This window comes from Pseudomonas sp. zfem003 (assembly GCF_032621675.1).
Taxonomy (GTDB): domain Bacteria; phylum Pseudomonadota; class Gammaproteobacteria; order Pseudomonadales; family Pseudomonadaceae; genus Metapseudomonas; species Metapseudomonas otitidis.
Genome location: NZ_JAVYJG010000013.1, coordinates 64,122 through 77,656, shown reverse-complemented (window position 1 = coordinate 77,656; position 13,535 = coordinate 64,122). Strand labels below are relative to the sequence as shown.

General features: G+C 68.0%; 12 protein-coding genes, 1 other RNA gene and 1 pseudogene. 4 read left to right on the top strand and 10 right to left on the bottom strand.

Annotated features, from left to right (window positions below; genetic code table 11):
* The first annotated feature begins 88 nt into the window (after positions 1-88).
* Positions 89-1,162, top strand: coding sequence for an NAD(P)H-dependent flavin oxidoreductase (locus RTK35_RS27570; protein WP_172433156.1), 1,074 nt, complete (start codon positions 89-91; stop codon positions 1,160-1,162).
* A 61-nt stretch (positions 1,163-1,223) separates the two neighbouring features.
* Here RTK35_RS27570 and RTK35_RS27565 read toward each other — a convergent pair whose 3' ends face one another.
* Both RTK35_RS27565 and ftrA read right to left on the bottom strand, forming a co-directional pair.
* Positions 1,224-2,372, bottom strand: coding sequence for an acyl-CoA dehydrogenase family protein (locus tag RTK35_RS27565; RefSeq protein ID WP_316909465.1), 1,149 nt, complete (start codon positions 2,370-2,372; stop codon positions 1,224-1,226).
* A gap of 77 nt (positions 2,373-2,449) precedes the next feature.
* Positions 2,450-3,418 carry a transcriptional regulator FtrA gene (gene ftrA, locus RTK35_RS27560; RefSeq protein WP_316909464.1) on the bottom strand — a complete coding sequence of 323 codons (969 nt, stop codon included), beginning with the start codon at positions 3,416-3,418 and terminating at the stop codon, positions 2,450-2,452.
* Positions 3,419-3,515: 97 nt separating this feature from the next.
* Between ftrA and RTK35_RS27555 the strand changes: the two genes are divergently transcribed.
* Together RTK35_RS27555 and RTK35_RS27550 are read left to right on the top strand one after the other, a co-directional pair.
* Complete coding sequence (locus tag RTK35_RS27555) at positions 3,516-3,953, top strand: rhodanese-like domain-containing protein (protein ID WP_172433154.1); 438 nt, start codon at positions 3,516-3,518, stop codon at positions 3,951-3,953.
* Positions 3,947-4,432 carry a GNAT family N-acetyltransferase gene (locus RTK35_RS27550; RefSeq protein WP_316909463.1) on the top strand — a complete coding sequence of 162 codons (486 nt, stop codon included), beginning with the start codon at positions 3,947-3,949 and terminating at the stop codon, positions 4,430-4,432. Before RTK35_RS27555 ends, RTK35_RS27550 begins: the two co-directional genes overlap by 7 nt.
* A 60-nt stretch (positions 4,433-4,492) precedes the next feature.
* Here RTK35_RS27550 and recR read toward each other — a convergent pair whose 3' ends face one another.
* The 6 genes and pseudogenes from recR to RTK35_RS30725 all read right to left on the bottom strand — a co-directional run.
* A complete protein-coding gene (gene recR, locus RTK35_RS27545) occupies positions 4,493-5,092 on the bottom strand; it encodes a recombination mediator RecR (protein ID WP_316909462.1) in 600 nt (199 codons plus the stop codon).
* 203 nt (positions 5,093-5,295) lie between these two features.
* Complete coding sequence (locus RTK35_RS27540; protein WP_044412787.1) at positions 5,296-5,622, bottom strand: YbaB/EbfC family nucleoid-associated protein; 327 nt, start codon at positions 5,620-5,622, stop codon at positions 5,296-5,298.
* A gap of 11 nt (positions 5,623-5,633) precedes the next feature.
* Complete coding sequence (gene dnaX, locus RTK35_RS27535) at positions 5,634-7,778, bottom strand: DNA polymerase III subunit gamma/tau (protein ID WP_316909461.1); 2,145 nt, start codon at positions 7,776-7,778, stop codon at positions 5,634-5,636.
* A 205-nt stretch (positions 7,779-7,983) separates the two neighbouring features.
* Positions 7,984-8,080, bottom strand: an RNA gene (gene ffs, locus RTK35_RS27530) — signal recognition particle sRNA small type.
* 104 nt (positions 8,081-8,184) lie between these two features.
* Positions 8,185-8,910, bottom strand: a complete 726-nt coding sequence (locus tag RTK35_RS30730) for a methyl-accepting chemotaxis protein (RefSeq protein WP_373874401.1) — start codon at positions 8,908-8,910, stop codon at positions 8,185-8,187.
* A 132-nt stretch (positions 8,911-9,042) separates the two neighbouring features.
* Positions 9,043-9,819, bottom strand: a pseudogene (locus tag RTK35_RS30725) (MCP four helix bundle domain-containing protein); the annotation flags it as partial.
* Between the two features lie 134 nt (positions 9,820-9,953).
* Between RTK35_RS30725 and RTK35_RS27520 the strand changes: the two are divergent.
* Positions 9,954-10,235, top strand: coding sequence for an HU family DNA-binding protein (locus tag RTK35_RS27520; protein WP_044412796.1), 282 nt, complete (start codon positions 9,954-9,956; stop codon positions 10,233-10,235).
* 47 nt (positions 10,236-10,282) lie between these two features.
* Here RTK35_RS27520 and ligA read toward each other — a convergent pair whose 3' ends face one another.
* The gene (gene ligA / locus RTK35_RS27515) at positions 10,283-12,655 is read right to left on the bottom strand and encodes an NAD-dependent DNA ligase LigA (protein ID WP_316909460.1); all 2,373 of its coding nucleotides are present in this window, start codon (positions 12,653-12,655) and stop codon (positions 10,283-10,285) included.
* A 70-nt stretch (positions 12,656-12,725) separates the two neighbouring features.
* Complete coding sequence (zipA, locus tag RTK35_RS27510; protein WP_074967626.1) at positions 12,726-13,535, bottom strand: cell division protein ZipA; 810 nt, start codon at positions 13,533-13,535, stop codon at positions 12,726-12,728.

Below are 13,535 nucleotides of genomic sequence, written 5' to 3'. Positions count from 1 at the left end.
TCTTGGGCGGCAGCGCGGCAATCCGCCCGCTCTGCCGCGCTGCATTTGGCAGTATCCTGTCGCCCTTTCCCCTGCCAGGAGCACTGCCATGTCCCGTTGGCCCGATACCCGTATCCAGGATCTGTTCGGCATCGAACTGCCCATCATCCAGGCGCCGATGGCGGGGCCGTCCTATGCGGAAATGGTGGTGGCGGTGGCACAGGCCGGTGGCTTGGGTTCGCTGCCCTGCGCGATGCTGAGTGCCGAGCAGATCCGCCAGGAAGTCGGGCGGATTCGCGAAGGGACTGCGGCGCCGATCAACCTGAACTTCTTCGCCCACTCGGCGCCGGTGCCGGACGAGGCCAGCCTTGCAGCCTGGAAGCAGCGCCTGGAGCCCTACTACCGGGAACTCGGCCTGGACCCGGCCGAGCCAGTGCCGCTGTCCAACCGCGCGCCGTTCGATGAAGCGCTCTGCGAGCTGGTGGAGGCATTGCGCCCGGAGGTGGTGAGCTTCCACTTCGGCCTGCCGGAGGCAGCGCTGGTGGAGCGGGTGAAGGCGACCGGGGCGAAGGTGATTTCGTCGGCCACCACGGTGGCCGAGGCCCGCTGGCTGGAGGCCCGGGGCTGTGACGCGATCATTGCCCAGGGCGCGGAGGCCGGCGGTCATCGCGGGCTGTTCCTCGATACGCGGGTGGACACCCAGGTGGGCACCTTTGCGCTGCTGCCCCAGGTGGTGGATGCGGTGCGGGTACCGGTGATTGCGGCCGGTGGCATCGCCGATGCACGCGGCATCGCAGCGGCTTTCGCGCTGGGGGCGGCGGCGGTGCAGTTGGGCACGGCCTACCTGTTCACTCCGGAGGCGCGCCTGCCTGCCCTGCACCGCCAGGCGCTGGCTCAGAGCCGGGACGACGGTACGGCCATCACCAACCTGTTCACCGGGCGCCCGGCGCGGGGGATTCTCAATCGGGTGATGCGTGAGGTGGGGCCATTGAGTGACCTGGCACCGGCCTTCCCGCTGGCGGGCGGTGCGCTGGCCCCGTTACGAGCCAAGGCCGAGGCGGCGGGTGCCGATGATTTCATGTCGCTGTGGTCGGGCCAGGCGGCGGCGCTGTCGAAGCACCTGCCGGCGGGCGAGCTGACGCGGGTGCTGGCGGCCGAAGCCCTGGAGCGCATGGGGCGCTGAAAGGCCTCTGCGCTTTCATCCCCTGAGGGTGGAGCCCCGGTGCCTCACGGCACCGGGGGGCTCAGAGCCCCATCTGCTTGCTGATGATCTCGTTCATGATTTCCCGCGAGCCGCCGCCGATGGAGAGGATGCGGTTGTCGCGGTAGAGCCGCTCCACCAGGCTCTCGCGCATGTAGCCCATGCCGCCGAGCAGTTGTACGGCGTCGTAGGTGACCCGGTCCGCCACGTCGGTGGCGAAGTTCTTGGCCATGGAGATTTCCTTGATCACGCTCTTGCCGGCGGCCATCTTCGCCGCCTGGCGGTAGGTGAACTCGCGGGAGACCTCGACCTGGGTGGCCATTTCCGCCAGGCGATGCTTGAGCACCTGGAACTTGCCGATGGGTTTGCCGAAGGCCTGCCGCTCGCGGGCCCAGCGCTCGGCTTCTTCCAGGGCCATCTGGGCGGTCATGTTGGCCATGATGGCCAGGGCCAGCCGCTCGGACTGGAAGTTGGCCATGATGCAGGCGAAGCCCATGTTTTCGACACCGATGAGGTTGCCCACCGGGACGAGGCAGTCCTCGAAGAACAGTTCGGCGGTGTCGGAGGCCCACCAGCCCATCTTCTTCAGTTGGCGCCCGACGCTGAAGCCGGGGGTGCCCTTTTCGATCAGCAGCAGGCTGACGCCGCCGAAGCCGTCGCCGCCGGTGCGCACCGCCACGGTGTAGTAGTCGGCACGCACGCCACTGGTGATGAAGGTCTTGCTGCCGTAGACGCGGTAGAAGTCCCCTTCGCGTACCGCGCGGGTCTTGAGGTTGGCCACGTCGGAGCCGCCGGAGGGCTCGGTGACGGCCAGCGCCATGATCTTCTCGCCGGCCAGCACCTGCGGGGCGATGCGCTCGCGAAGCTCGGGGCGGCCCCACTTGACCAGGGGCGGCAGGCCGATGTCGAGGGAGCCGAGCCCGGCCACCAGGCCGCCGGAGCCGCTGCGCATCAGCTCTTCACTGGCCGCCACCTTGGCGAACAGGTCGCCCTCGTGGCTGCCGCCGTATTGCTCGGGGTAGCCGATGCCGAGGATGCCGGCGGCACCGGCCTTGAGGTAGAGCTCGCGGGGGAAGGATTCGGCCTCTTCCCAGTCGTCGATGTGGGGGAGGATTTCCTGCTCGACGAAGCGGCGTACCGAATCACGCACCAGTTGATGGGATTCGTCGAAGTATTCCTGGCAGGCCGGCATGGCATAGCTCCCTGGCGAAAGTCAGGAAAACTTACCGAGCGCTTGCTTGGTTTTCAAGGCGGGAGTTGCGCCATCGATCAGGTCGTATGCGCCGCGCCGAAGCGCTCACGGTAGGCAGAAGGCGGCAGCCCGACGGCGTTGCGGAAGGCCACGCGGAAGCTCTCCACCGAGCGGAAGCCGCACCGTTCGGCGATGCGCTCGCTGCCGTCGGCCGTGCTTTCGAGCAGCTCGCGGGCGCGGGCCAGGCGCTCGTGCTGCAGCCAGGCCTTGGGGGTCATGCCGGTGGCTTCACTGAAACGCCGCAGGAAGGTGCGCTCGCTCATGGCCACGCGGCGTGCCAGTTGGCTCACCTCCAGGGGCTCGTGCAGGTGCTGGCGGGCCCACTGCATCAGGGCGGACAGATCATTGCGCGGCGCCTGCGCCACCGGGGCGGGAATGAACTGCGCCTGGCCGCCGGCCCGCTGGGGCGACATGACCAGGCGCCGGGCCACGGTGTTGGCCACCTGGGTGCCGAAGTCCCGCGCCACCAGGTGCAGGCAGGCGTCGATGCCGGCGGCGCTGCCGGCCGACGTGATGAGCGGGCCGGCATCCACGTAGAGCACGTCCGGGTCCACCTCGATGGCCGGGAAGCGCTGCGCCAGTTCGTCGGTGTAGCGCCAGTGGGTGGTGGCGCGCTGGCCGTCCAGCAGGCCGCTGGCGGCGAGGACGAAAACGCCGGAGCAGATGGACACCAGCCGAGCCCCACGGGCATGGGCATCACGCAGGGCTGCCAGCAGCCGCTCCGGGGGTGCCTCGGCGCGGTCACGCCAGCCGGGAATGACAATGGTCCGGGCCTTGGCCAGGCGCTCCAGGCCGGCATCGGCCAGCACCTGGATGCCGCCCATGGCGCGCATGGGGCCGTCGTCCAGACCGACGATGCAGTGGCGATACCAGGGGAAATCGAATTCGGGCCGTGGCAGGCCGAAGATCTCCACGGCAATGCCGAATTCGAAGGTGCAGAGGCCATCGTAGGCGAGGATGGCCACCAAGCCGGGGTCGTCGCGCATTTGGCGGAAACTTACCAGTTACTGTCTCGCCCGCCACTTTAGGGAAGAAAACGCGCTGGATACAGTGGCGCCATCCCCTAACCGACGGAGAACCACCATGCCCAGCCTCGTTCGCCAGCACCCCGCTGCCCACCCGGAAGCCGCCCTGGCCCATTTCGCCCAACGCCTGGCCTTCGAGACCGATTGCTCGGACGTACATGCCAGCCAGCAGGCCGGTGACGTGGACTACGTGCTGGTCGACGTGCGCAGCGAAGCGGCCTATGCCGCCGGCCATGTGCCGGGCGCGATCAATATCCCCCATCGGCTGATGACCGCCGAGTTCATGGCCGGCTACCCGCGTGACACGCTGTTCGTCGTCTACTGCGCGGGGCCTCACTGCAACGGCGTCCATCGCGCGGCCGTGCGCCTGGCCGGGCTGGGTTTCGCGGTGAAGGAGATGCTCGGCGGTGTCACCGGCTGGCTGGACGAGGGCCTGAGCCTGACCGGTGCGCAAAGCCAGCAGGCAGCTCGCCCGGCCATCTCGTGCGCATGTTGAGCCCATCCGTACGCGAGGCGCGGGCCGAGGATGTGCCCGCCCTCCTCCCGCTGATGCGCGAGCTGGCGCGTTTCGAGGCGTATCTGGAGGAGTTCGCGGTGAGCGAGGCACAACTGCTGGCCCGCGCCTTCGGCCCGGAGCCCCAGTGCCAGGTCTTCGTGGTGGAAACCTCGGGCCGACTGCTCGGCTATGCCGTGGCCCAGGAGATCGCCTTCACCTACGACTTGCGCCCGACGGTGCGGCTCAAGGAGCTGTACCTGGTGCCGGACGCGCGTGGCCAGGGTCAGGGACAGCGCCTGATGGCCGCCGTGGCGCGCTGGGCGCAAACTCGTGGCGCTGGACGCCTGAAGTGGGATGTACTGGTGGGCAACCGAGGTGCCGAGCGCTTCTACCAACGCCTGGGCGGTCGCCCCGACAGCAAGTGGATTGCCTACGGGATGGATGCCAAGACGCTGGAGGCCTTGGCAGCGCTGGGGTAGCCGGTAGGCCGATGCGTTGCCAATGCTGTCCCGGGCTGAAGCCCGGCTACTGAAGAGCGATCAGAGGCCGATGGGGCGGCGCCCGGCCAGGGCGTGGGTCAGGGTGCCGCCGTCCACCAGTTCCAGCTCGCCACCCAGCGGTACGCCGTGGGCGATGCGCGAGGCCACCAGGCCCTTGGGTACCAGCAGTTGGGCGATGTAGTGGGCGGTCGCCTCCCCTTCCACGGTCGGGTTGGTGGCGAGGATCACTTCGCTGAAGGCGCCGGCCTCGATCCGCTCCATCAGCTCGGGAATGCCGATGGCTTCCGGGCCCAGGCCATCCAGGGGCGAGAGGTGCCCCTTGAGCACGAAGAAACGGCCGCGATAGCCGGTCTGCTCCACGGCGAACACGTCCAGCGGCCCTTCCACCACGCACAGCAGCGAGTCGTCGCGACGCGGATCGGCGCACTGCGGGCAGAGGTCGTCCTCACTGAGGGTGCGGCACTGCTTGCAATGCCCGACACCTTCCATTGCAGCGGTAAGTACCTGGGCCAGGCGCAGGCCGCCGCTGCGGTCACGCTCCAGCAACTGCAGCGCCATGCGCTGGGCCGTCTTCTGGCCTACACCGGGCAGGATGCGGAGGGCGTCGATCAGTTGGCGGATCAGCGGACTGAAGCTCATTCAGAAATCTCGGATTGGGGCTGAAACGAGCTCCGGTGCCCTGCTCGCTTCCGACCTCTATTACAGTCGCTGCCGCCAGGAGCGATCAGACGGCATGCAGTACAAGGCGTGAACGGCTACGGGCACCGGAGTTTACGTCTGTAAATGAGGATGCCCGGAGCCGTTCGCAACGCAGTCATGCGTGCTGGCTGGGCGCTCCCCACTTAGAAGGGCATCTTGAAGCCGGGCGGCAGTTGAAGGCCGGCCGTCATGCCGGACATCTTCTCCTGGCTGTTCTGCTCGATCTTGCGCACGGCGTCGTTGACGGCGGCGGCGATCAGGTCTTCGAGGATTTCCTTGTCTTCCTGCATCAGGCTGTCATCCAGGCTCACGCGCTTGACGTCGTGACGGCCGTTCATGACCACGCTCACCAGGCCGGCACCGGATTGACCGGTCACTTCGGCGTTGGCCAGCTCTTCCTGCATCTTCTGCATCTTTTCCTGCATTTGCTGGGCCTGTTTCATCAGGCCTGCCATGCCACCCTTCATCATGATGGTTGTCCTCAGCGGTCAAGGGGTTCAATGGTGTCCGGGCGCACGCTGGCCCCGAACTGTTCGATCATCTTCAACACCAGCGGGTCGCTGGCAATCGAGTCTTCGGCGTCACGCTGGCGGGCCGCACGTTTGCGGGCGGCGGCCTGGGCCGGGGTTTCCTGCTCGGGGCGGCGGATCTCCACCTCAAGGGTCAGGGTGCGGCCGTGGTACTGGTTGAGGGCCTCGTTCATGCGCCGTTGCTGGGTGGCGTTGAACAGGGCGCTCTGGGCCGGGTCCAGGTGCAGGCGCCAGGTGTCACCCTCCACGGCCACCAGGGTGCAGTTGGCGGCAATGTTGCCGGTCATGCCGCTGATACCGAGGCGCGGGAACAGGTCCAGCCATTCGGCGGCCAGGCCAGTGGCCGGCTGCACATCCGGCAGGACTTCGGGCTCGGCCACCACGGCCGGCTCGCCGACGGGAAGCTCGTCGAGGTAGGCGATGGAATCGGCGTCCGCCTGATAGTAGTCGTCATAGTCCCCGGGCGGCGGCTCTTCGTCGTCGAAGGGCGCTTCGGACGCCGGCACGGCTTCGGCGACAGGTGCCGGCACTGCGGCGTCTGGGGCCGGTGCGGCGTTCGGTACGGGTGCTTCGGCTACAGGCTCGGGCTCGGGCTCGGGCTCGGGCTGCGCGACTTGCACGGACGCGGCTGCTGCAGCGGGCTCTTCCCAGGGCAGGTCAACCGGCACCTCGGCGGGGGACTCGGCAACCACGGCGGGCTGCGGCGCCGGCTCGATGACCGGTTCGCTCGCCACGACGGGCTCGACCGGCGCTACAGGCTCGGGTTCAGGCTCGGGCACCACGGCAGCAGGCGCGGCCTCGACCACCGGTTCCGGCGCCGGCTGCAGGGCCGGCACGACCGCCGGAGCGGGCGCGGCGACAGGGGCCGGCATGGGCGGTTGGGGCACGGGCGCGGGGATGACGGCCGCCGGAGCCACAACGGCGGCTCCGGCCACGGGGTTCTGGCTGGAATCAGCTGTGGCCTTGCTGATCCCCGGGTCCTTTAGCACCACCCTCGGCGCGCCGTCGGCATCGGCAGGGCGGAACGCCAGCATGCGCAGCAGCACCATCTCGAAGCCGCCGCGCGGGTCCGGCGCCAGGGGCAGGTCGCGACGACCGATCAGGCCCATCTGGTAGTAGAACTGCACATCTTCCGCCGGCAGCGCCTCGGCCAGTGCCAGCACGCGGTCACGGTCGCCCTGGCCGTTGTCGACGGCATCGGGTAGGGCCTGGGCGATGGCCACGCGATGCAGCACGTTGAGGATTTCGGCCAGCACGCCGTTCCAGTCCGGGCCCTGCTCGGCAAGGTGGCGGATGGCCTCCAGCACGCCACGGGCATCGCCCTGCAGCAGCGCGTGGAGCACGCCGTAGACCTGGCCGTGGTCGAGGGTGCCGAGCATGGCGCGCACGTCGGCGGCCAGGACCTTGCCTTCACCAAAGGCGATGGCCTGGTCGGTGAGGCTCATGGCATCGCGCATGGAACCATCGGCGGCGCGGCCCAGCAGCCACAGCGCGTCCGGCTCGAAGGGGACGCTCTCGGCAGTGAGTACTTGGGTCAGGTGCTCCACCACGCGCTCCGGCGGCATGTTCTTCAGGGAGAACTGCAGGCAGCGGGAGAGGATGGTGACGGGCAGCTTCTGCGGGTCTGTGGTGGCCAACAGAAACTTCACATGGGGCGGCGGCTCTTCGAGGGTCTTGAGCAGCGCGTTGAACGAGTGCGTGGAGAGCATGTGCACTTCGTCGATCAGGTAGACCTTGTAGCGACCGCGGGTCGGCGCGTACTGCACGTTGTCCAGCAGCTCGCGGGTGTCCTCGACCTTGGTGCGGCTCGCGGCGTCCACTTCGATCAGGTCGACGAAGCGACCTTCGTCGATCTCCCGGCAGACCGAGCACTGGCCGCAGGGCGTGGAGCTGATGCCGGTCTCGCAGTTCAGGCACTTGGCGAGGATGCGCGCGATGGTGGTCTTGCCCACGCCACGGGTACCGGTGAAGAGGTAGGCGTGGTGCAGGCGCTGGTTGTCCAGGGCGTTGATCAGGGCCTTCAGCACATGGGTCTGGCCGACCATTTCCCGGAACGAGCGGGGACGCCATTTGCGCGCAAGAACCTGATAACTCATTGAAAACCGTCGCAGCAGTGAATCGGGAGGGGGCTAATGCTAGCGGAGCAACCTGCAAATTGCACCCGAGATGCACGCTCGTGACGAACTTCTTTCGGTCACGGGAACGCCATAAGGACGGGACGTGGCACGGCAGTGCTCACGCAATGCGTGGCGAAGAAATCAGAAAGAAGGGGATGAAGCGAGGGTAGAAATTAGGAGGCGACCCCACCAGCCACACCCCGGCACTCGATGTCACCGCTGCGGCTGCTCCCTTCCGGGCCTGACCGGGTTCACGGCTGATCAATGCGGGGGGACCGGCAGGGCCACCATAACGCGACTCGCCAGATCGGCGAGCCGCGCCATTGTACTGGCTCTTGGCAAACTTACAACCGCTGAAATCACTTTTCCTGACAAGCACTTGCGTTCAGACCCGGAAGCGCCCCACCAGGCTGGCCAGGCCGCTGGACAGCTCGGACAGGTGCCGGCTGGCCTGGGTGCTCTGGTCCGAGGTCTGCGAGGCCTCCATGGACAGGTTGCGGATGTCGCTGATGTTGCGGGCGATCTCCTCGGTCACGCTGCTCTGCTCCTCGCAGGCGGTGGCGATCTGCGCGGCCATGTCGTTGATCCGCTGCACCGAATCGCCGGTGTCGCTCAGGGCCTGGTCCACCCCGGCGGCGCGCTCGACGCTGTCCCGCGCCTGATGACTGCCGGCCTGCATGGCCCGCACGGCATTCTCAACGCCGACCTGCAGGCGGGCGATCATTTCCTGGATGTCCTTGGTGGAGTCCTGGGTGCGGGCAGCCAGTGCGCGGACCTCATCGGCTACCACCGCGAACCCCCTCCCCTGCTCGCCTGCCCGGGCGGCTTCAATGGCGGCGTTCAGTGCCAGCAGGTTGGTCTGGTCGGCGATGCCCTTGATGACGGCGAGCACCGCACCGATGTTGGCGGTCTCCTGCTGCAGCGTCTCGATGGTGGTGGAGGCGCTCTCCACTTCCTGGGCGAGCTGGCGGATGGCACGGATGGTGGCCCCCACCACCTGGGCGCCCTCGCGGGACTGGCTTTCGGCGTGGCGGGCGGCGTCGGCGGCGTTCTGTGCGCTGCGGGCCACCTCGTGGACAGCGGCGCTCATCTCGGTGGCAGCGGTGCTCACCTGGTCGACGGCGGCATGCTCGCTGGTGATCAGGCGGTCATTGGCGGCCGCCAGGCCGGCCAGGCTGCGGGCGGAGTTGGCCACCTCGTCGGTCACCCGGCCGACTTCACGGATCAACGGCTGGAGCTTGTCGAGGAAGCGGTTGAAGGCATGGCTGAGCTTGCCCAGTTCGTCCCGCGAGGTGACTTCCAGCCGTACACGCAGGTCGCCGTCGCCCTCGGCGATCTGCTCGATGCGTTCCAGCAGGCGATGCAGCGGGCGGGTCACCAGGGTGGGGAACCCCAGCACCAGCAGCAGGCAGATGCCGCAGGCAACGGCCATGATCACGCCCTGCTGGAGGCTGCGCTGCTGACCCAGGGCGGTGGATGCCAGGCCCTCGGCGCTGGCTTCGGCATCCTCCAGCTCACCCAGCTTGTTGATGACATCGCGCATGGCCTGGAACTGCTTCTCGCTGTCGCCGAAGCTCAGGCGACTGGCCGCCTCGGGCTCGCTGGAGGACAGGGCCACCACCTTCAGCGAGGTGGCTTTCCACTCGGCAAACCCACGGTCGAAGCTGGCCACCAGCTGGCGAGCCTCGTCACCGGGCTTGAGGTCGGCGTACTTGTGCACCCGGTCGTAGGCCTGCTGGAGGTTCTCGGCATGGTCGGACTTGAGCTGGGTGACGAAGTCCCCGGAGCTCTCGTCCAGCAGGCTGCGCTCGGCGGTGAAGGCCTGGTAGAGGTCGCGGTCGGCGTTCAGCAACAGACTGACGGCGGGCAGGTAGCGATTGGTCAGGCGGGCACTGGAGTCGACCACCTGGTTGAGCCCCTGCACGCCGAGCCCGCCCAACAGCGCGAGCAGGACCAGCAGGAGGAGGATGGGCAACGTGATCTTCCAGCGGAAACTCAGGTCGGCGAAGGCTTGCAGCATGACGACTCTCCCCAGGGCGCGGCGATTCGCACAAGCGTAGCCCGACTCCCTGCAACGCGCGGGAAACCGATCTGTGCTAGCGTGCCCCCGCCCCGCTTAGAGCCGGGCGCCTTCATCTTCATCGGAGCACCCCCATGGCACTCACCAAAGACCAACTCATCGCCGACATCGCCGACGCCACAGACGCCACCCGAGCCACCGTGCGCGCCGTGCTGGAGCAACTGAGCGAGATCGTCAGCGACTCGCTGGAGAACGGCGATGAGATCACCCTGCCGGGCATCGGCAAGCTCAAGGTCAGCGAACGCCCGGCGCGCACCGGCCGCAACCCGCAGACCGGCAAGAGCATCGAGATCGCCGCGAAGAAGGTGGTCAAACTGGTGCCGGCCAAGGCCCTGACCGACGCCATCAACGGCTGATACGAAAAGGCCGGGCATCGAAGCCCGGCCTTTTCATGTGTGGCGCCTCACGCGGCGCCGAGGGTCTTCAGTTCAGCGAGGAACTGCTCCTCGTCCAGCACCCGCAACCCCAGCTCGGTGGCCTTGGCCAGCTTGGAGCCAGCACCCGGCCCGGCGACCACGCAGTGGGTGCGCGCCGACACTGAGCCCGCGACCTTGGCCCCCAGGGCTTCCAGCTTGTCCTTGGCCTGGTCGCGGCTCATGGCCTCCAGCGTGCCGGTCAGCACCCAGGTCTGCCCGGCCAGGGGCAGCCCTTCCACCACCTTGCGCTCGCACGACCAGTGCATGCCGAACTCCAGCAGTTGCGCCTCGATGCGCAGGGCGTGCTCGCGGTTGGCCGGCTCGTCGAAGAAGTCGCGCAGGGAGCGGGCGGCCTTTTCGTTGAGGCGTTCCACCTGGCGCAGGTCCAGCCAATCGGCCTGGATCACGCCCTGCAGGCTGCCGAAGCGGGCCGCCAGCTTCTCAGCGCCGGTGGTGGCGATACCGGGGATGTTCAGCTTGTCGAGGAAGCCACCCAGGGAGGCGCAGGCGGTGAACTCGGCGCTGACCTCGCCTTCGTCCTGCAGGACGACGCCGCGGGCCAGCAGGTCGGCAATCACCTGGCGGTTGTGGTCGTCACCGAAGAAGTTGTGGATCTCCGACGCCACTTCCAGCCCCACGTCGGGCAGGTAGGTCAGCACTTCCGGCAGGGCCTGTTCCAGGCGCTTCAGCGAGCCGAGGGCGCGAGCCAGCAGCTTGGCGGTCTCTTCACCGACATCGGGAATGCCGAGGGCAAAGATGAAGCGCGCCAGGGTCGGCTTGGCGCTGTCCTGGATCGCCGCTAGCAAGTTGCGGGTCGACAGATCGGCGAAGCCCTCCAGCTCCACCACCTGCTCGTAGGTGAGGGTGTAGAGGTCGGCGGGCGACGCCACCAGGCCGGTATCCACCAGCTGCTCGACGATCTTGTCGCCCAGGCCGTCGATGTCCATCGCGCGGCGGGAGGCGAAGTGGATGATCGCCTGCTTGAGCTGGGCGCCGCAGGCCAGGCGGCCGACGCAGCGGTAAACCGAGCCTTCGCTGGTGGTGGCCTTGCCCTTGGCGCGCTTGACCAGCTGGGTGCGCTCGACGGCGGAGCCGCACACCGGGCACTGCTCCGGCACGTGCACCGGGCGGGCATCCGCAGGGCGACGCTCGGCCACCACCTGCATGACCTGCGGGATCACGTCGCCTGCGCGACGGATGATGACGGTGTCACGGATCATCAAGCCCAGGCGGGCGACTTCGTCCATGTTGTGCAGGGTGGCGTTGGCGACGGTGACGCCCGCCACCTTGACCGGCTTGAGGCGCGCCACAGGCGTCACCGCGCCGGTACGGCCGACCTGGAACTCGACGTCCAGCAGCTCGGTCAGCTCCTCCTGGGCGGGGAACTTGTGGGCGATGGCCCAGTGCGGGGTGCGGGCGCGGAAGCCCAGCTGCTGCTGGTCCTCCAGGGTGTTGACCTTGAACACCACGCCGTCGATGTCGTAGGGCAGCGCCATGCGCCGCTGGCCGATGTCGCGGTAGTAGTCCAGGCAGGCCTCGACGCCCTTGGCCAGGCGCAGCTCGCGGCTGATGGGAATGCCCCAGCCCTTGAGGCGCTCCAGCATGCCCACCTGGGTGGGGGCCAGTTCGGCGCTGACCTGGCCGATGCCGTAGCAGCAGAACTCCAGCGGGCGGCTGGCGGTGATCTTCGGGTCCAGCTGGCGCAGGCTGCCGGCGGCGGCGTTGCGCGGGTTGGCGAAGGTCTTGCCGCCGCTCTCGGCCTGGCGGGCGTTGAGTTCCTCGAAGCCGGCCTTGGGCATGTACACCTCGCCGCGTACCTCCAGCACCTGCGGCCAGCCCTCGCCCTTCAGCTTGAGCGGTACGTTGCGGATGGTGCGCACGTTGGCGCTGATGTCCTCGCCGGTGGTGCCATCGCCGCGCGTCGCGCCTCGCTCCAGCACGCCGTTGCGGTACAGCAGGCTGACGGCCAGGCCGTCGAGCTTCGGTTCGCAGCTGTATTCCACGGCTGCTCCACCGCCGAAGAGGTCGCCGCCGGACAGGCCGAGGCCACTCTGCACGCTGCGATCGAAGGCCAGCAGGTCCTCCTCCTCGAAGGCGTTGCCCAGACTCAGCATGGGCACTTCGTGGCGCACCTCGCCGAAGGCGCTGAGGGCCTCGCCGCCGACACGCTGGGTGGGCGAATCGGGGGTGACCAGTTCCGGGTGCTCGGCCTCCAGGGCCTGCAGCTCGCGGAACAGGCGGTCGTACTCGGCGTCGGGCACGCTGGGCTCGTCGAGGACGTAGTAGCGGTAGTTGTGCTCATCCAGTTCGGCACGCAGTGCCTGGATGCGCTGGGCGGCATTGCCTGAGGTGTCGTTCATGATGCGGGGCTCTTTTCCGTGCAAACGAAAAGAGCAGCCTGGGCTGCTCTGTTTCGGTGGATCTTCCGGTTCAGCGCTTCTGGGTCAGGCTGCGACGCTCGAACTCGACGATGCGCTGGCGGTAATGCTCGATAGTCTGGGCGGTCAGCACGCTGCGCTGGTCGTCCTTCAGCTCGCCGTTCAGTTCCTGGGAGAGCTTGCGGGCTGCGGCCACCATCACGTCGAAGGCCTGCTTCGGGTGACGCGGGCCGGGCAGGCCGAGGAAGAAGCTCACCGCACGGGTGCTGAACAGGTCGATGTCGTCCAGATCGAAGGTGCCGGGCTTGACGCCGTTGGCCATGGAGAACAGCACCTCGCCATTGCCGGCCATGCTCTCGTGGCGATGGAAGATGTCCATCTCGCCGAAACGCAGGCCACTCTCGAGGATGTTCTGCAGCAGGGCGGGCCCCTTGAAGCCGCCTTCGTCGCGGGCGACCACGTTGATCACCAGCACTTCCTCCACGGGCGGCAGGTCCTGGACCTTGGCCGGGCGCGCCGCCTTGGCCGCTGCGGCCTCCTCGACGGGGGTCAGCAGGGTCGGCACCGGCTCGTCCAGCGCCAGGTCGCCCTGGCGTGGCTCGTTGCGGCGCTTGTTCAGTTCCTTGGCGCTCATGCTGGGCAGGTCTTCCTCGTCCAGCAAGGGCTCCCCACGTTCGCGAACGCGGGCCGGTCCGAGGAGGTTGGGGTCCTCCCCGTCATCGGGAAGGTTGGAGAAGCTGCGGTCGAGCTTGAACTTGAGCTTGCCTTTGCCGCCACTCATGCGGCGCCAGCCATCGAACAAAATGCCGGCGATTACGATGACGCCGATGACGATCAGCCACTCGCGCAGACCGATTTCCAT